The sequence below is a fragment of the Paenarthrobacter sp. JL.01a genome, assembly GCF_025452095.1.
Taxonomy (GTDB): Bacteria; Actinomycetota; Actinomycetes; order Actinomycetales; family Micrococcaceae; genus Arthrobacter.
Genome location: NZ_CP104877.1, coordinates 1,454,923 through 1,472,619, shown reverse-complemented (window position 1 = coordinate 1,472,619; position 17,697 = coordinate 1,454,923). Strand labels below are relative to the sequence as shown.

The 17,697-nt window shown below is 64.3% G+C and carries 14 protein-coding genes; 9 read left to right on the top strand and 5 right to left on the bottom strand.

All coding sequences use genetic code 11. From position 1 onward, the window contains the following. Positions 1 to 93: 93 nt before the first annotated feature. The 4 genes from N5P29_RS07085 to N5P29_RS07070 all read right to left on the bottom strand — a co-directional run bounded on the left by N5P29_RS07085 (position 94) and on the right by N5P29_RS07070 (position 3,738). Entirely contained in the window at positions 94 to 1,293 is a 1,200-nt protein-coding gene (locus tag N5P29_RS07085) for an adenylate/guanylate cyclase domain-containing protein (RefSeq protein WP_262277912.1), read from the bottom strand. Beyond that, a complete protein-coding gene (locus tag N5P29_RS07080) occupies positions 1,283 to 1,876 on the bottom strand; it encodes a PH domain-containing protein (RefSeq protein ID WP_262277911.1) in 594 nt (197 codons plus the stop codon). Before N5P29_RS07080 ends, N5P29_RS07085 begins: the two co-directional genes overlap by 11 nt. Further along, entirely contained in the window at positions 1,869 to 2,792 is a 924-nt protein-coding gene (locus N5P29_RS07075; RefSeq protein ID WP_262277910.1) for a biotin--[acetyl-CoA-carboxylase] ligase, read from the bottom strand. The genes N5P29_RS07080 and N5P29_RS07075 overlap by 8 nt, the downstream gene beginning before the upstream one ends. Positions 2,793 to 2,859: 67 nt before the next feature. Continuing rightward, positions 2,860 to 3,738, bottom strand: a complete 879-nt coding sequence (locus N5P29_RS07070) for an SDR family oxidoreductase (protein ID WP_262277909.1) — start codon at positions 3,736 to 3,738, stop codon at positions 2,860 to 2,862. Between the two features lie 217 nt (positions 3,739 to 3,955). On the opposite strand from N5P29_RS07070, the gene N5P29_RS07065 reads away from it, so the two are divergent. The 9 genes from N5P29_RS07065 (at position 3,956) to N5P29_RS07025 (ending at position 15,966) form a co-directional block, all read left to right on the top strand. After that, the gene (locus N5P29_RS07065; RefSeq protein ID WP_262277908.1) at positions 3,956 to 5,539 is read left to right on the top strand and encodes an acyl-CoA carboxylase subunit beta; all 1,584 of its coding nucleotides are present in this window, start codon (positions 3,956 to 3,958) and stop codon (positions 5,537 to 5,539) included. Next, positions 5,536 to 5,772: an acyl-CoA carboxylase subunit epsilon gene (locus N5P29_RS07060; RefSeq protein ID WP_262277907.1), complete on the top strand. Its 237-nt coding sequence runs from the start codon at positions 5,536 to 5,538 to the stop codon at positions 5,770 to 5,772. Before N5P29_RS07065 ends, N5P29_RS07060 begins: the two co-directional genes overlap by 4 nt. A 71-nt stretch (positions 5,773 to 5,843) precedes the next feature. Further along, complete coding sequence (locus tag N5P29_RS07055) at positions 5,844 to 7,526, top strand: DUF885 domain-containing protein (protein ID WP_262277906.1); 1,683 nt, start codon at positions 5,844 to 5,846, stop codon at positions 7,524 to 7,526. A gap of 292 nt (positions 7,527 to 7,818) precedes the next feature. Then, positions 7,819 to 9,252 (top strand): dicarboxylate/amino acid:cation symporter, encoded by a 1,434-nt coding sequence (locus N5P29_RS07050; protein ID WP_262277905.1) that lies wholly within the window; start codon positions 7,819 to 7,821, stop codon positions 9,250 to 9,252. Between the two features lie 93 nt (positions 9,253 to 9,345). Continuing rightward, positions 9,346 to 9,810: a YbjQ family protein gene (locus N5P29_RS07045; protein WP_262277904.1), complete on the top strand. Its 465-nt coding sequence runs from the start codon at positions 9,346 to 9,348 to the stop codon at positions 9,808 to 9,810. Positions 9,811 to 9,952: 142 nt separating this feature from the next. Next, positions 9,953 to 10,663: a TetR/AcrR family transcriptional regulator gene (locus N5P29_RS07040; RefSeq protein ID WP_410007903.1), complete on the top strand. Its 711-nt coding sequence runs from the start codon at positions 9,953 to 9,955 to the stop codon at positions 10,661 to 10,663. 1 nt (position 10,664) lies between these two features. Continuing rightward, the gene (locus N5P29_RS07035; RefSeq protein ID WP_262277903.1) at positions 10,665 to 13,190 is read left to right on the top strand and encodes an MMPL family transporter; all 2,526 of its coding nucleotides are present in this window, start codon (positions 10,665 to 10,667) and stop codon (positions 13,188 to 13,190) included. Positions 13,191 to 13,374: 184 nt separating this feature from the next. Next, positions 13,375 to 14,046 carry a Maf family protein gene (locus N5P29_RS07030; RefSeq protein WP_262277902.1) on the top strand — a complete coding sequence of 224 codons (672 nt, stop codon included), beginning with the start codon at positions 13,375 to 13,377 and terminating at the stop codon, positions 14,044 to 14,046. Between the two features lie 105 nt (positions 14,047 to 14,151). Further along, positions 14,152 to 15,966 (top strand): acetyl/propionyl/methylcrotonyl-CoA carboxylase subunit alpha, encoded by a 1,815-nt coding sequence (locus tag N5P29_RS07025; RefSeq protein ID WP_262277901.1) that lies wholly within the window; start codon positions 14,152 to 14,154, stop codon positions 15,964 to 15,966. 65 nt (positions 15,967 to 16,031) lie between these two features. Here the strand turns inward: N5P29_RS07025 and N5P29_RS07020 are convergent, their stop codons facing one another. After that, positions 16,032 to 17,441, bottom strand: coding sequence for an MFS transporter (locus tag N5P29_RS07020; RefSeq protein WP_262277900.1), 1,410 nt, complete (start codon positions 17,439 to 17,441; stop codon positions 16,032 to 16,034). Positions 17,442 to 17,697: the final 256 nt, after the last annotated feature.

Below are 17,697 nucleotides of genomic sequence, written 5' to 3'. Positions count from 1 at the left end.
GGGTTAATCCATCGATTAGCCAAGGCCGCGCAACATGAAGCAGGACGCGCGCAACACTAAGGGAGGTGGGCTTTCCGGGGCGTTGGGTAGGCCTTAGTCCAGCACCAGGCCCTTGCCCCGGCCCCGGGCCAGCATGACCGGGTGGATCTCGCCGAAGCCGCGCACGTTCTCCGACTTCTGCGGCACCAGCACGAAACGGTCGTCCTGCCCCAGGGCCGCAGCGGTCATGGCATCGACCAGGACCGTGCCCGGCTGGGCCAGCGTTGTGAGGCGGGCGGCCAGATTCACCGTGGGTCCGTAAATGTCGCCAAGACGCGAAAGGATGCGCCCCCACACCATGGACACGCGGCACTGGGGCAGGATCTCGTCTTCAGTGAAGGCCTGTGCCAATGCGAGGGAAATCTCGGCCCCGGCAGCCGGGGTCTCGGCAATGTACAGCACTTCATCGCCCACGGTCTTAACCAATCGACCACCGCCAACGGAGATGATTTCGGCACACTTGTTCTCGAAGCGCTGCACCAGCTGGGCCAGCGTTTTTTCATTCATGCGCCGCGAAAGGCTGGTGTACGAGACGAGGTCGGCAAAACCGACGGCGCGCGCCAAGGGCAACGGAGAATCGTCCTCGTCACCCTCACGGCCTTCTTCGCTGGCCTGGAGCCCTGCTTCGGCACGCACGGCCAACCGTTGTATGCCGGCATTGAGCTGTCTGCGGTAGGAGTAGACGAGGATCTCTTCGAGGGAATCCACCAGGGAGGGCAAGCGGCCCACCAACTGTTTGCGGGCCACGGCGTCCGGAATGCCCTGCTCAGAGACCATGTCTTCTACCAGAGCCTCGATCTGCCAGACCACCATGCGGTCCGTCATCTGGCCAATGGAACGGGTCACGGAGATGGCGGCTTCTTCGGTCAGCAGACCCGCCCGCACCAGGTCCAGGATGCGGGACAGCGCTGCTTGGTCGCGTTCGGTGAACGCCACGTCCTCATCGTTGAAGTTCGGGAAACCCAGTGCCCGCCACACCTTGCGGGCGGACAGGATGGACACGCCCGCGCCGGCAGCCACCTCACGTCGCCGAAGCTTGCGTTCGCCGCCCAGCAGTTTCGATTCCAAGGCTTTGATGGCGAGCCGCTCCGCCGACATCACGCCAGTCGGAGGACCCGTCGGCACGCTCGTCCGGACGGGGCCCGGCTCGGCGTCGTCGTCCTCTGGAGTGTCCGCTGCGGCGTCCGAAGGTTCGGGTGCTGCGTCGAACTCCTGGTCCAGGTCCTCGCCGGACTGCTGATCCTCAACGCTCATCCCATCCACCTTCTCTCAATTCCCACGGCAATTCTTCATAGTCGTCCAGCACTTCGCCCTCAAAAGGCTCACCTTGCGGGAGTTCGTCCATCGCGTCAAGAATGAAACCCCTGAATTTGCCTGCCTCAGGGACATCGGTCAGCAACGCTGCTCCGGAGTGCCCGGTATCCAAGGATATATTCCCTGAGTGCAATGACCGTTGGATCAGGCTTTGGTGGACTCCCACATTGCGGATGGACGCCAGGGATACCTGCCAATCGTTGCGCCGGAACATTCCGTATCTGGCAAGTATGCGCCGGCTGGTCAGGATGTAGCGGATGGACCGCCACTTCAGGACGCGCTTGAGGCTGTACGCCGCCAGGAACCACACCGCCAGCAGAACACACGCACCCAAGAGCCAAGGCGTCCACTCGGACGAAACAAAAGGAATGAGGCGCTGCGGGTTGCCTTTGACGATCCATGCGCACGCATACGCAGCGACGGCAGGAACAACGATGCAGGCCAGCACGGGAAAGAAGAGGGAGCGGGCCTGTTGACGCGTGATGGTGATGACCTGCTCCCCCGGAAGCAACTCTTTACGCATAACCGCTTTCTGTGGCGCGCAGGTGCACCACATCGCCGGCAGTGATGACATGTTCCCGGCCACCATGGTCAACCACCAGCAAGGAACCGTGCTCGTCCAGGCGGGAGGCGTGCCCCACCAGTTCAAGATCGCCGGGCAGGTGCGCCCGGACTTCCCGCCCCAGGGTGACCATGGCCGATTCAACCCGTTTGTGCAGCGAGGCTCCGCCGGCCAAACCCGCGGCAGGGTCTCCTTCGGAGTTGCAGAAACTGCGGTACAACCGGGCAAAACGCGAAAGGTAGCTTTTCAGCAGTGCGGTGCGGTCCGTCGTCGTGGCCCCTTCGACGGCGAGGGACGTCGCCGTCGGAACCGGCAGCTCGTCCTCGGCGAGGGAGACGTTAAGGCCGACACCCAGGACCACTGCCGGCACGGAGCCGTCCCCGAGGGGCGTCATCTGGGCAAGGATGCCTGCAACCTTCCGGCCCTTGACCAGGACATCATTGGGCCACTTGATCTCGGCAGTCACTCCGGCCGTTTCCTGCAACGCTTCGCGCAAGGCGACTGCTGCCAGCAGTGACAACCACGAGTAGCTCTGGGTGGGAACCGGCATGCCCTGGGATGTGACGGGCCGCAGCACGATGGAGACCGATACCGCCGACCGTTCGGGCGCTTCCCAGTGCCGGTCCAGGCGTCCGCGCGCCGCCGTCTGGTGCTCGGCCGTCAGTACGGCGAGATCGCCCCACTTTTTCGGCTCAACGGTCACTGCACGGATGAGGTCCGCATTGGTGGAGCCGGTCGAGTCGACGATTTCTAGCTGCGGGATGCCGGTAGCGGACAGGAAGTCCGCTTGCTGCAACGCTTCGCGATCCAGGGCGGGCCGTTCCGTGCCTCCGGAGGGTACGTGCGGTTCGCTGCTGTTGGGCTGTTCGGCATCCATAGCTGAATCCTATCCAGTTGCGCCGTCCGGGAAGGCCCGCTGCCCTGAAAAGAACCCGTTAATAGGCTTAGAGGAAGATGTCCGGCACCAAGCGGTCTTCCGGAGCACCCAGGCTGTAGGGGGCGAAATCAGTGACGCCGGCCGCGCGCAGGACTTCTTCATCGGTGTAGAAGTTCCCTGTGGCCCCTGAACCCGTCAACACTGCATGGGCCGCGTCGGCCATGATTTCCGGTCCGCGGGCGGCCTGGACCATCTGCCGGCCACCTGGCATGTTCCGGATCGCAGCGGTGTCGATCAAGGTACACGGCCACAGCGAGTTGACCGACACGCCGTCGTCTTTCAACTCTTCGGCGAGTCCCAGGGTAGTCAGGCTCATCCCGTACTTGGCCATGGTGTAGGCCAAGTGCATGCCCGCCCATTTGGGGTCAAGGTTCAGCGGCGGGGAGAGCGTCAGGATGTGACCGTTCCCTGACTCCCGGAGCGCCGGCAATGACAGCTTCGACAACAGGAAGGTGCCGCGGACGTTGATGTCCTGCATGAGGTCGTAGCGCTTCATGTCTACGGCGTCGGTGCCGGACAGGTCGATGGCCGAGGCGTTGTTGACCACGACGTCGATGCCCCCGAAACGCTCGACGGCGGCGGCAACCGCGGCGGCGACGTCGTCATCGTTGCGGACGTCCCCGACCAGCGGGAGGGCCTGCCCGCCTGCGGCGACCAGCTGTTCTGCCGCAGTGAAGACGGTCCCCTCGAGTTTCGGGTGCGGATCTCCGGTCTTGGCCATGAGGACAATGTTGGCGCCATCGCGTGCGGCGCGGGTGGCGATGGCCAGGCCGATGCCGCGGCTGCCGCCTGACATCAGGATGGTCCTGCCTTTGAGCGAACCCTTGGCGACGTAGGGGCTGCCGCTTTGGGAAAGTGTGCTGGAAGCATCGTTGCTTGAAGTCATGGGGACACTCTAACCCAACTATGTTACTCACGGGTAACATAGTGGTCGATTTGGCTACGCCGCGGAAAATTGTAGGGTTTCTACAGCGGTTCGCGGCAAACGCGTCACTAGACTGGCCTGCGGGGCCTGTTCTTTGTACGGAAGCTACTTAAGTCAGCTACTTGTCCGCACTCAGGACTGCGCCAGCGAATATCAGCTACAGAGCCGGAGACACTTGATGAGCCACGATCTGACAACGACAGCGGGAAAGATTGCCGACTTCCGCGACCGCCAGGCACGGGCAGAGCAGCCTTCCGGCCCGGAAGCGATCGAAAAGCAGCACGCACGCGGAAAGAACACCGCCCGTGAGCGCATCGACCTCCTGGTCGACCCCGATTCGTTTGTCGAGTTCGACGCCCTCGCCGTCCACCGTTCCACCGCTTTCGGCATGGAAAAGAAGAAGCCCCTGGGCGATGGCGTAGTCTCCGGATACGGCACCGTGGACGGCCGCCTGGTTGCCATCTACAGCCAGGACTTCAGCGTCTACGGCGGCTCCCTGAGCCAGGTCAACGGCGAAAAGATCGTCAAGGTCCAGGAATTCGCCCTCCGTAACGGCTGCCCGGTTGTCGGCATCAACGACGGCGGCGGCGCACGAATCCAGGAAGGCGTCGCCTCCTTGGCCATGTTCGCGGACATCTTCCGCAACAATGTCCACGCCTCCGGCGTGGTCCCGCAGATCTCCCTCATCATGGGCCCTTGTGCCGGGGGCGCCGCGTACTCCCCTGCCCTTACCGACTACGTGGTGATGGTGGACAAGACCTCCCACATGTTCATCACAGGACCCGACGTCATAAAGACCGTCACCGGCGAAGACGTGGACATGGAAACCCTGGGCGGGGCACGCCAGCACAACGCCACCACCGGCACGTCCACGTACCTGGCATCCGACGAAGCGGACGCGATCGAGTTCGTCCGCGAACTCCTGGACTTCCTGCCCTCCAACAATCTCTCCGAGGCCCCGGTCGTTGAGCACGACCAGGAACTGGAACTCGACGACGACGACCTCGCCCTGGATACGTTGATTCCGGATTCGGCCAACCAGCCTTATGACATGCGCAAGGTCATTGAGCAGATCGTGGACGACGCACACTTCCTGGAAATGCAGTCGCTGTATGCCCCCAACGTCATCATTGGCTACGGCCGCGTTGAAGGGCACACCGTTGGCATCGTGGCCAACCAGCCCATGCAGTTCGCCGGAACACTGGACATCTCGGCGTCGGAAAAGGCTGCCCGCTTTGTCCGCCACTGCGACGCCTTCAACATCCCCATCATCACCCTGGTGGACGTCCCGGGCTTCCTTCCCGGCAAGGACCAGGAGTTCCAGGGCATCATCCGCCGTGGCGCCAAGCTCCTCTACGCCTACGCCGAAGCTACTGTTCCCAAGCTCACGGTCATCACCCGCAAGGCCTACGGCGGAGCGTACATCGTGATGGGTTCCAAGAAGCTCGGCGCCGACCTCAACCTCGCGTGGCCCACGGCCCAAATCGGTGTCATGGGTGCCCAGGGTGCCGTAAACATCCTGTACCGCCGCGATCTCGCAGCCGTTGCCGAGGCCGGCGGGGACGTTGAGGCCCGCCGTGCAGAGATCATCCAGGGCTACGAGGAAGAACTCCTCAACCCGTACCAGGCCGCTGAGCTTGGTTATGTGGACGCCGTCATCGCACCCTCGGACACCCGCCTGCAGATTATCCGTGGCCTGCGCGCCCTGCGTGACAAGCGGGCCAGCCTGCCCACCAAGAAGCACGGAAACATCCCGCTGTGACCACCGCACAGACCCCTTCTCCGGCCGACGAGCCCACGCAGCCCCTGTTCTCGGTGGTCAAGGGCGAACCGACAGCCGAAGAGCTCGCGGCGATTGCCGCCGTCGTGGTTTCCCTTGGCGCCCCGCCGGAAGCGGAGCTGCCCAAGCCGAACGTCAGGCACTGGGTGCGTCGCCAGCAGTTGCGTCTTGACCCCACTCCGGGTCCGGGCGCGTGGAGGCGCAGCCGGGGCTGATTTCCCGCGGCACGTTGCAAATAAGTTCAACAACCCTTTCACGTGGCGTTCGTCACGGTTAGGCTCTGTGGGTGACTACTGCAAACACCTCCGTACGCCCGAAGTCTGCCATCGACGCCGTCGCTGACGCGTACACAGAAAAGCTGATCGAACTCAATCCCAGCTTCGCCACCACGCTTGGGCTGCCCGGCCACGAAACGGAGTACCAGGACTACTCCCAGGCCGGGGCAGCTGCCCACGCCCAGGCTGCACGGGACGCCCTGGAGTCCTTGGCTGCTCTTGAGCCCGCGGACGAAACCGACGCTGTGACACTTGATGCGATGCGCGAGCGTCTGGGCCTGGATCTGGAGATCCACGCCTCGGGCTGGGACGCGGCGGACCTGAACAACATCGCTTCCCCGGCCCAGGACATCCGCGCCATTTTCGACCTCATGCCTACCGACACGGCAGAACAGTGGGAGCACATCGCCGGTCGCGCGGCCAATGTACCGGGCGCGATCGAGGGATATATTTCATCACTGCGCGCAGCTGCCGGCTCCGGCAAAGTCTCCGCTGCCCGGCAAGTCCGCATCGTCATCGAGCAGACCAGCCGCTATGCCGCCGAGGACGGCTTCTTCGCCAAGCTCGCCGCCAATGCCCGGATTGGCGACGCGCCGCTGCCCGCCGGGGTCCAGGACAAGCTCGACGCCGGAACAGCGGCCGCGCGTTCGGCGTACAGCGCCTTGGGCGCCTTTCTGCGGGACGAGCTCCTCCCGGTAGCCCCGGAAAAGGACGCCGTTGGCCGTGAGCGCTACGCCCTTGCTTCCCGGTCATTCCTGGGTGCAGCGGTGGACCTGGAAGAAACGTACGCCTGGGGTGTGCAGGAACTGGACCGGCTCATTGGCGAACAGGAAAAGGTTGCCGGGCAGATCAAGCCAGGCGCTTCGATCGAGGAAGCCAAGAGCATCCTCAACAACGATCCCGCACGGCAGATCAAGGGCACCGACGCCCTGAAGGCCTGGATGCAGGAACTCTCCGACCGCGCCGTGTCCGAACTGGCGGACGTCCACTTCGACATCCCGGACGTCATGCGGACCCTTGAATGCATGATTGCCCCCACCGATGAGGGCGGCATCTATTACACCGGCCCCTCGGACGACTTCTCACGGCCCGGTCGGATGTGGTGGTCGGTGCCCGCTGGCGAAGACACTTTCACCACCTGGTCCGAGACCACCACAGTGTTCCACGAGGGCGTCCCGGGACACCACCTGCAGGTGGCAACAGCTACGTACCGCCGCGAGCTGCTGAACAACTGGCGCCGCAACGTCTGCTGGGTCTCGGGCCACGGCGAAGGGTGGGCGCTCTACGCCGAGCAACTCATGCTCGAGCTGGGCTACCTCAAGGACCCGGGCGACCACATGGGCATGCTGGATGGCCAGCGCATGCGTGCGGCACGTGTAGTGTTCGACATCGGAGTCCACTTGGAATTGCCCATCCCCGAACGCTGGGGCTCCGGCACCTGGACCCCGGAGAAGGGCTTCGATTTCCTCAGGGCCAACCTTGATATCAGCGAGGGGCAGCTTCAGTTCGAATTCGCCCGTTACCTCGGCTGGCCGGGACAGGCACCCTCCTACAAGGTAGGCCAACGTCTGTGGGAACAGATCAGGACAGATCTCGAGGGGCGGGATGACTTCGACCTCAAGTCATTCCACAGTAAAGCCCTGAACATAGGCTCCGTAGGCCTGGACGTGCTGCGGAGGGCGTTGCTGGGCTGACCCGCTTGAGCTCCGCCTTTGGAGCGGTGGTCGCACCCGGCTCCGCCAAGCGCACCCCTTCGGCGTTGCCTTCGCACCCGTAGCCGCGAAATGCACCAGCGGTTACGGGTGCGATCGGCGTTAGGGGGTGCGGAGCACAACAACGACGCCAGCGCCCACCCCTGGCGCCCACCCTCGGTACCGGTGCTTGCCGGAGAGCAACGTCACAAACGCACAGGGAATAACATTTGCGCACGTAACATTTCTCAACGTCCGTTCGCTATGTTATTTGGCAAGCACCTACCGTGTTCCGGTGAGCACCTCAATCCAAACATCACCTTCAGCTGGAAAGACCGGCTTCCGGCTCCCCAAGTGGGCCGGTTCGTTCGGCGTCCAGATCATCGCTGCCCTCATTGTCGGCCTGGTTCTTGGCCTCATCGCCAAGTACACCGGCAGCACCAAGGCTGCCCCCAACGGCCTCGGCGCAACCCTCCAGACGATCGGCTCCAGCTACGTCTCGTTGCTGCAGACCGCCGTCGTTCCTTTGATTTTCACTGCGGTGGTGAGCTCCATCGCGAACCTGCGCCAGGTTTCCAACGCAGCGCGCCTGGCATGGAACACCCTGCTCTGGTTCGCCATCACCTCCCTCGTTTCCGTGCTGATCGGTATCGGCCTCGGCGTGCTCCTGCAGCCGGGCGCTGCTACGGGCATCACCCAGAAGGCCGAATACGCCGGCAAGACCGGTGACTGGTGGGCGTTCCTGATCGGCTTGTTCCCGAAGAACTTCCTGGGCCTGGGCGCGAGCTCCACTGTCACGGAAAGCGCCAACGCTGCCACCACGGTGAGCACGTCCGTCAGTTTCAACGTCCTCCAGATCCTGGTGGTCGCGATCGCCGTCGGAATTGCCGCCCTCAAGGTGGGCAAGCAGGCTGAGGCCTTCCTGACATTCAACGCATCCGCGCTGGCCGTCATCCAGAAGGTCCTGTGGTGGATCATCCGTATCGCCCCGCTGGGAACCATCGGCCTGATCGGCAATGCCGTTGCGATCTACGGCTGGGACACCATCGGCTCGCTGGGCAAGTTCACGGCCGCCATCTACATTGGCCTGGCCCTGGTCCTCTTCGTGCTCTACCCGATCCTGGTCCGTGCACACGGCCTGTCGATCAAGCAGTACTTCTCCGGCGTCTGGCCTGCCGTACAGCTGGCCTTCGTCTCCCGTTCCTCCATCGGCACGCTGCCGCTCACGCAGCGCGTCACTGAACGAAACCTCGGCGTTCCCTCGGGCTATGCTTCCTTCGCCGTGCCGCTGGGTGCCACCACCAAGATGGATGGCTGCGCCGCGATCTACCCGGCTGTTGCGGCGATCTTCGTGGCACAGTTCTTCGGCATCAACCTGGACTTCAGCCAGTACTTGCTGATCGTGCTGGTCTCGGTCCTCGGCTCCGCCGCTACCGCAGGCACCACCGGCGCCGTGGTCATGCTCACGCTGACCCTGTCCACGCTGGGACTGCCGCTGGCCGGCGTCGGCCTTCTGCTGGCCATCGACCCCATCCTGGACATGGGCCGCACCGCGGTCAACGTAGCCGGCCAGGCCCTGGTGCCCGCGATTGTCGCCAAGCGCCAGGGCATCCTGGACGAGTCGCTGTACAACGCCCCGCGCAACGGCGCAGCGTTCGCCGACGAGTACGCAGCCGACAAGGCCGCCGCTGAAGCCGACGAGCGCGAGTTGGCCGGCGCCAAAGCCTAGCGTCAACCGGCTGTGAACGGTGTTGATCCCCCGGGGGAGTTCTCCCCGGGGGATTTCCCCGTTAAAGGGCCGAAAGCTGGATAGGCTCTGACCATGTTGATCGTCACCTCCAATGAAATCCCGGGCCACCGCATTGACGCCGTCTTCGGCGAAGTCATGGGCCTGACCGTCCGATCGCGGGACATCGGCTCACAGATGCTCGCCGGTTTCCGCTCACTGGGCGGCGGCGAGCTGCCCGAAATGACCAAAGCGCTCTACGAAAGCCGACAGGAAGTCATGGCACGCATGGTCAACGAAGCACAGCAGCGCGGTGCCAACGCCATTGTTGCCATGCGCTTCGACACCTCCGAAATGGGCACCAACTGGACCGAAGTCTGCGCCTACGGCACCGCGGTTTATGTGCTTCCTTTGGGCGAGGGTGAGCCGGGTGCCACCGGGCAGTCGATCTACCTGACCAGGAACGCAGGCCAGAGCACCGGCCAGCAGGCTGCCCAGCCGGCACAGCCGCAGCAGCCGCCCGCCCCGCCGATCCACCCAGCCCCTCCGCAGCAGTTCTGATCCTCCTTCCATCCGCTCAGTCCCGCTTTTGCCCGCTCTCCCCTGCCGTTCCTCGGCGAGGAGACCGGGCGAGGGCGGGATTTTTTGTAGACCGCTTAAAATCAGTTTGCGCACAGTGCAAAGTTGCACTTAGTGTAAGTATGTGACTTCCATCAGCAGCCAGGAGCAAGGCTCTGCGCTCCCATCAACCGGGCAGAGCACTCCTTCACGGCGCGAACTCAACAAGGCCGCTACCCGCAGCTCCATTGCCGGCGCAGCCCTGGATCTCCTGCGCAGCAAAGGGGCCGGGAACTTCACCGTCGAGGACATAGCCGCCAGCGCAGGCGTTTCCCGGCGCACCTTCTTCAATTACTTCCCCAGCCTCGAAGCTGCCCTGGCCTCCGTCGCGGACGGGTTCATGGACCGGGCGTTGGAGCAGTTCCGGCTGCGGCCAGCGGAGGAGTCGATCCTTGAATCCGCCCAAGCGGCGCTGATGGCCCTCGCCGACCCCATGTCCGTTGCCCCCATGGCCGAGCTGTTCAGCCTGACCCAGGACAACCGTTCCCTGGCCCGCTCCGAGCTCGAAGCCTGGGACCACTGCACCGAGCAGATCATCGATGCCGCCCGCTACAGGTTGGGCGCAGGCGTCAGCGAGCTCTACCTGCATGCACTGGCGGGCTCCGTCATTTCCTGTGGCAAAGCAGCCATGAACGTCTGGTTCGCCGAGCGCGGACCCGACCTCTCCCCCGAATCACTCGCCGTCCTACGCCAGCACCTCATCGACGCGATGGGGCTACTGGGAGGCGGCTTCGCGCCGTCGTCGGGCGCTTCCGCTCAATCCGCACCCGTTCCTTCCACCACAGATCGGTTCTGACATGGCTTCGTTCCTCTACCGCCTCGGCAAATTTTCATATCGCCGCCGCTGGCTGGTCATCTCCATATGGCTCGCGGTGCTGGTGGCCGTGGGCGGTTCTGCCGCCGCCTTCCACGGCACCATGTCCAACAACTTCACCATCCCCGGCACGGAGACGCAGCGGATGGCGGACAAGCTCAAAGAAGCTCTGCCGGAAGCGTCCGGCGGTTCCGCCAGTGTGGTCTTCGACGCCGGTGATTCCGGTTTCGACCAGGCGAAGAAGGATGCCGTCGGCGCAGCGCTCGAGAAACTGAAGGGCATCCCCGACGTCCAGTCCACGGTGAACCCCTTTACGACCCAGGAGCAGCTGGATAAGGCACCGGGCGACATCGCCGCCGGTGAAGCCAAGGCAGCCGAAGGCAAAGCCCAACTGGACGCCGGACGCGCACAGCTCACTGCGGGCGAAGCCCAGCTCGCTGCCGCCGAACAGCAGCTGGCAGCCTCCGGCCTCACGCCCGCCCAGATCGACGCCCAGTTGGGTGCACAGCGCGCCCAGCTGGCCGCGACCAAGGAAAAGCTCGACGCCGGAGACAAGGAAGCTGCCGATGGCGCCGTTAAACTCGCGCTCGGGAAGCGGCAGGCCGAGGCCTCCGAGGGACTGCGTTTCGTCTCCAGCGACAACAAGGCCGCTGTAGCCCAGGTCCAGTTCAAGACCTCCATCAATGCCGTTGATCCGGCGGTCCGCGAGAAAGTGCAGGAGATCGTCCACGAGGTGTCCTCGGCCGGCGTCACGGCTTACGCCAGCAAGGAGATCACCGAGGACGTCTCGGAGATTTTCGGCATCGCTGAAATCGTTGGCGTCGCCGTTGCGGCGCTGGTTCTGATCCTCATGCTCGGCACGCTGATCGCCGCGGGCCTGCCTTTGGTAATGGCCTTGGTCGGCGTGGCCGTGGGCGTAGGCGGCACCTTCGCGCTCACCAGCGTGATCGACATGAGCTCCATCTCCCCCATGCTTGCGTTGATGCTTGGCCTCGCGGTGGGCATCGACTACTCCCTCTTCATCGTCAACCGGCACCGCACCCAGCTGCTGGCCGGGATGGACGGGGAAGAATCCGCTGCGCTCGCCACCGGCACCTCGGGCAACGCCGTGCTGTTCGCCGGCCTCACCGTCATCATCGCGCTGGCCGCCCTGGTGGTGCCCGGCTTGCCGTTCCTCGCCGTCATGGGTGTTGCCGCCGCAGCAACAGTCGGTGTCGCCGTCGTCGTCGCGTTGACCCTGACGCCCGCCGTCCTGGGGTTGATCGGCCGCAGGCTCATCTCCAAGCGCGCTTGGGCAAAGGCCGCCAAGCACAACGCCGAACCGGGGCACGAGGCCGCCGACCGCGAGCGTGAGGAGAAGCGCAGCAGCGGTGGCTGGGGTGGCCTGGTAACGCGTCACCCGTGGGTTTCCCTCATAGCGAGCGTCGTGCTTTTGGGCGCCTTGGCGCTGCCGGCTTCGCAGCTGCGGCTGGCATTGCCCGACGGCGGTTCGGAACCTGTCGATTCGCAGGCCTACAAGGCCTACGACCTCACCCGCAGCAGCTTCGGCGAAGGCATGACCGGCCCGATCATCGTGGTGGCTGAGTTCCCCGAGGGCCTCAACGAGAACGATGCCAAGAACAAGCAGTACGACGTCGCCGGGCAGCTCCGCAGCGTACAGAACGTCATCGCGGCCGTACCCGTCGCCATCAGCGACGACCACCGCACCGCCGTCTTCCAGGTCATTCCCAAGGAGGGCCCGGCCAGTGCCGGAACCGTGCAGGTAGTGTCCGATCTTCGAGGCAAGGGCCAGACGATCCACGATGACCTCGGCGTCACCATCGGCCTGACCGGGCAAACGGCCGGCAACATCGATGTGTCCGCGAAGCTGGGCGCTGCGTTGCCGCCATACCTTGCCATTGTGGTGGGGCTGTCCCTGATCCTGCTGCTGCTGGTGTTCCGCTCGATCGTTGTGCCGTTGCTGGCTACCGGTGGGTTCCTGCTCTCACTGGCCGCCGCGTTCGGTGCCGTGGTTGCCGTGTACCAGTGGGGTTGGCTGGGAACCGTCTTCGACGTCGCGAACCCGGGCGCGGTCCTGAGCTTCCTGCCCATCATCCTGATCGGCGTGCTGTTCGGCCTCGCCATGGACTACCAGGTGTTCATTACCTCCGGCATGCGCGAGTCCTTCATGCACGGCGAGTCGGCCAAGCACGCCGTCCGCACGGGCTTCAGCCATGCAGCCGCAGTGGTCACAGCTGCCGCGATCATCATGGTCAGCGTGTTCTCCGGCTTCATCTTCAGCCACCTGACCATGGTGCGTCCGCTGGGCTTCGCGATGGCGTTCGGTGTGCTGATCGACGCTTTCGTTGTCCGCATGACGATCGTGCCCGCCATCATGTACCTGCTCGGCGAGAAGGCCTGGTGGCTGCCGAAGTGGCTGGGACGGATCCTCCCGGACGTGGATGTCGAAGGTGCCAAGCTGGAGCGCAGCGACCGTTCGAAGAGCGGCTCCGAGCAACTGGTCCACTAGACGCTCTCTCACATCCCCGGGTGAACCCACCAACGCTCTCTCACTTTCTCCACGAAAGTGAGAGAGCGTTGGCCGTTAGGGGGTGGGATCTGAGAGAGGGACCGGCGAATAACGGTCGGAAGTGAGAGAAGTTTGGCCGGAAGGTGTCGGGATGTGGGAGAGCGTCCGTATTAGGCTGGAGGGCGTGACCCGATTGATCCTTGCCTCCCAGTCCCCCGCCCGCACCAAGCTCCTCACGGAGGCGGGCATCGCCCACGACATCGTGGTCTCGGACGTGGACGAGGACGCGGTCCAGGCCAGGTACGGTGTCACCGATGCACACGACACAGCACTGCTGCTTGCCCGCGCCAAGGCCGAGGCCGTTGCCGCCCTTACCGAGGCGGAAGGCGCCCTGGTGATCGGCTGCGATTCCGTCTTCGAGTTCGACGGCGAGTCCCACGGCAAGCCCTACACCGCCGACGTCGCGAAGGAGCGCATGCTGCGCATGAGCGGCTCCAAGGGCATCCTCCACACGGGCCACTGGCTGGTGGACTGCCGGGAGACGGCAGCAGAGGTCGACGACGACGAGCCCGCCGAGGGCACGGGCGCCACCTTGGGTGCCGTCTCAAGTGCGGAAGTGCACTTCGCCGAGATGTCGGAGCAGGAAATCAACGCCTATATCGCCACCGGGGAACCGCTCCACTGCGCCGGTTCCTTCACCATCGACGGCCTCGGCGGGGCCTTCATCCGCAAGGTCGACGGCGACCCGCACGCCGTCGTCGGGCTTTCCATCTCCACCCTCCGGGACCTGCTGGTCCACGCGAACGTAAGCGTTACGGAACTGTGGGCGTCGGATGCCCAGGAGAACACTTTGTAGCAACCCTACAAAGGAACGGCCGTTCACACACGGAATCCCTCATCAATATGGGCGGAACCCTCACAATCACGCTAGGCTCCCTGAAGGACAGAAGGAGTCAACAACTTGTCAGCTAACCCGGCGCAGCCCATTTCCAGCCCTCTTACCAAGGTCTTGATTGCCAACCGCGGCGAAATCGCGGTCCGCATCATCCGAGCCGCCCGGGACGAAGGCATTGCCTCCGTGGCCGTGTACGCGGACCCGGACCGCGATGCCCTGCACGTCCGCCTCGCCGACGAGGCCTACGCTTTGGGCGGCAACACGGCCGCAGAGTCCTACCTGGTGATGGACAAGATCATCGATGTCGCCAAGCAGTCGGGTGCTGACGCCATCCACCCCGGATACGGCTTCCTGGCCGAAAACGCCGAATTCGCCGCCAAGGTCATTGACGCGGGAATCACCTGGATCGGCCCCTCCCCCGAAGCCATCTCGGCCCTGGGTGACAAGGTCCAGGCCCGCCACATTGCCGAGAAGGTCGGCGCACCCTTGGTCCCCGGCACAGCCGACCCCGTCAAGGACGCGCACGAAATCCTCAAGTTCGCCGAAGAATTCGGCCTTCCCGTGGCCATCAAGGCAGCGTTCGGCGGCGGCGGCCGCGGCATCAAGGTAGCGCGCACCATGGATGAGATTCCGGAGCTCTACGAATCCGCCGTCCGCGAGGCCACCGCAGCATTCGGCCGCGGCGAGTGCTTCATCGAGCGCTTCCTGGACGCCCCCCGCCACGTCGAAACCCAGTGCCTGGCGGACGCCTATGGCAACGTGGTGGTTGTCTCCACCCGCGACTGCTCGCTGCAGCGCCGCAACCAGAAGCTCGTGGAGGAAGCCCCGGCTCCGTACTTGAGCGAAGAGCAGAACAAGCGCCTCTACGAGTCCTCCAAGGCCATCTTGAAGGAAGCCAACTACCTCGGCGCCGGCACGTGCGAATTCCTGGTGGGCCAGGACGGCACCATCTCCTTCCTCGAGGTCAACACCCGCCTCCAGGTTGAGCACTGCGTCTCCGAAGAGGTCACTGGAATCGACCTCGTCCGCGAGCAGTTCCGTATTGCCCGCGGTGAGGCGCTCGGCTACGACGACCCCGAGGTCCGCGGCCACTCCTTCGAATTCCGCATCACCGGCGAGGACCCGGGTCGCAACTTCATGCCGGCTCCGGGCACCATCACTACGCTGAAGAACCCGACCGGCCCCGGCGTCCGCGTCGATTCCGGCGTCGAGCAGGGCGACATCATCAGCGGCAACTTCGACTCCATGCTCTCCAAGCTGGTCGTCACCGGTGCCACCCGTGAGCAGGCGCTCCAGCGTTCCCGCCGCGCCCTCGAGGAAATGGTGGTTGAGGGGATCCCCACCGTCATCCCCTTTGACCTCGCCGTTGTGACAGACCCCGCTTTCGCCCCTGCGGAAGGTCCGTTCAAGGTCCACACCCGCTGGATTGAAACCGAGTTCGTCAACAGCATTCCCGCTTGGTCCGCCGTCGGCGCCAACGCTGAAACGCCCGACGCCGGTGAGCGTCAGCGCGTCGTCGTCGAGGTTGGCGGCAAGCGCCTTGAGGTGGTCCTGCCGTCCGGCCTGGGCGCCGGCGTCGCGACCACCTCCGCCGGAACGGGCGCCAAGGCAGGTAAGTCGAAGAAGCGCTCCCGCTCGGCCGGGGCCGCGGCTGCTGCCGCGGGCGGCGACGCCCTGACTTCGCCGATGCAGGGCACCATCGTCAAGGTGGCGGCCGCCGAGGGTGACGTGGTGGCCGAAGGCGATCTCATCGTGGTCCTCGAAGCCATGAAGATGGAGCAGCCCCTCACCGCGCACAAGGCAGGTACCGTCAGGGGCCTCTCCGCAGCTCCCGGTGAGACCGTCTCGGCCGGCGCAGTCATCGCGACCATCGAGGACTAACAACCACGGCTTAACGACGTCGGCCCCGCACCTTTTGGTGCGGGGCCGACGTCGTTATGGGGTGCTTAGGCTACGTTGTTCTCGTAGTCCGTGTCCTTGGTTTCGCGCGTGAACCACAGCGCGATGAAGGTGACCACGGCTGCGACGGCCATGTAGACCCCGACCAGCCAGGTGCTTCCGTTCGCTGCGGACCACAGGGCGATGGCCACGAAGGACGCGGGAGCTGCTCCGATCATGGAGGACAGGTTGTACGCCACGGCGGAGCCCGTGTAGCGGACATTGGCCGGGAACAGCTCGGGCAGTATCGCCGCCATGGGGCCAAAGGTAAGGCCCATGAGGGTGAAGCCGACAATCAGGCCGACCATGGCAGCCGCCTGGCCGGGGCCGAACATGGTGAACCAGAGCGCGCCGAAGACGAAGATTCCGGCGGTGACACCCAGCAGGAACTTCCGGCGGCCCCACTTCTCGGCCAGCGGACCGGAGACAACAGTGAAGATACCGAAGAAGATCACACCGATGATCAGCATCCAGAGGAAGTCGGAACGGGAGATTCCAAGGCCCGGCACGAACGCGGCAATCTGCTCCGCGGTCATGGGCTTGCCGGCCTTCTCAGCCGCCGCCTGCGCACCTGCCAAGGTTGGCTTGGTGCCGTAGGAGAGGGTGAAGGTGGTCATGATGTAGAACAGCACGTAAGTGGCAAACATGATGAACGTGCCTGCGACCACCGGGCGCCAGTGGTTCTTGAGGGTGGCACCCAGGGGAAGTTTCTGGACCTTGTCCTGCTGGACCACCTTGGTGAAGGATGCGCTTTCCACGAGCTTGAGCCGGACGTACAGGCCCACGATCACCAGCACGGCACTGACGAGGAACGGCACACGCCAACCCCATGCCAGGAACTGTTCGGGCGTCAGGGCAACGTTCATCCAGATGAAGATCACGTTGGCGATGATGAAGCCGATGGGCGCACCCAGCTGCGGGAACGTACCGTAGATGGCGCGCTTTCCCTCGGGGGCATTCTCGGTGGCGAGCAACGCGGCACCGGACCATTCGCCGCCCAAAGCCAGGCCCTGGAAGAACCGAAGGACCACCAGCAGCAGCGGGGCCAGGATGGCCCACCCGGGCAGCGATGCCTCGGGGAGCAGGCCGATGAGGAATGTGGCAATACCCATCGTCAGCAAGGAAGCCACCAGCGTTCCCTTGCGGCCGATCTTGTCACCAAAGTGCCCGAAGACCACGGCTCCGATGGGCCGTGCGAAGAAGGCGACGCCGAAGATGGCGAAGGCGCTGAGCAGGGCGTTGATGTCGGTGGCGTCCGGGAAGAAGAGCTTGGGAAAGACGAGCACAGACGCCGTCGCGTAGGCGTAGAAGTCGTAGAACTCGATCGTTGTACCGATCAGGCTGGCGAAGATCACCCGCCCCCGCGAGTTCACCGGTCGAGTGGACTCGCCTTCCTTGGATGGTGCGGTGGAAGACATGTAGTAACAGCTTTCGTTCACGCCGTGCAGTGCCTGAGCGCACCGCCCGGAGGAGGATTATTTGAGAGTTCAATAATAGTTCCCGGCGTCCATTCACTGGACAACCAAGTCCAACATACGGACGCATGGGAAAATCCCAGTATGTGGTCTGCGCCACAATACCTCACCAACGCCTCACGCGCCGGTGACCGCGCTGATAGGGAAATGTCACAGCCCGTTTACAAACAGCGACCGTCCGTGAAATGCGCCAAACCTA

What these genes read in the sequence shown, in the direction of transcription:
- N5P29_RS07085 (WP_262277912.1), bottom strand. Translation starts at nt 1,293, where the DNA reads ATGAGCGTTGAGGATCAGCAGTCCGGCGAGGACCTGGACCAGGAGTTC.
- N5P29_RS07080 (WP_262277911.1), bottom strand. Translation starts at nt 1,876, where the DNA reads ATGCGTAAAGAGTTGCTTCCGGGGGAGCAGGTCATCACCATCACGCGT.
- N5P29_RS07075 (WP_262277910.1), bottom strand. Translation starts at nt 2,792, where the DNA reads ATGGATGCCGAACAGCCCAACAGCAGCGAACCGCACGTACCCTCCGGA.
- N5P29_RS07070 (WP_262277909.1), bottom strand. Translation starts at nt 3,738, where the DNA reads ATGACTTCAAGCAACGATGCTTCCAGCACACTTTCCCAAAGCGGCAGC.
- N5P29_RS07065 (WP_262277908.1), top strand. Translation starts at nt 3,956, where the DNA reads ATGAGCCACGATCTGACAACGACAGCGGGAAAGATTGCCGACTTCCGC.
- N5P29_RS07045 (WP_262277904.1), top strand. Translation starts at nt 9,346, where the DNA reads ATGTTGATCGTCACCTCCAATGAAATCCCGGGCCACCGCATTGACGCC.
- N5P29_RS07035 (WP_262277903.1), top strand. Translation starts at nt 10,665, where the DNA reads ATGGCTTCGTTCCTCTACCGCCTCGGCAAATTTTCATATCGCCGCCGC.
- N5P29_RS07020 (WP_262277900.1), bottom strand. Translation starts at nt 17,441, where the DNA reads ATGTCTTCCACCGCACCATCCAAGGAAGGCGAGTCCACTCGACCGGTG.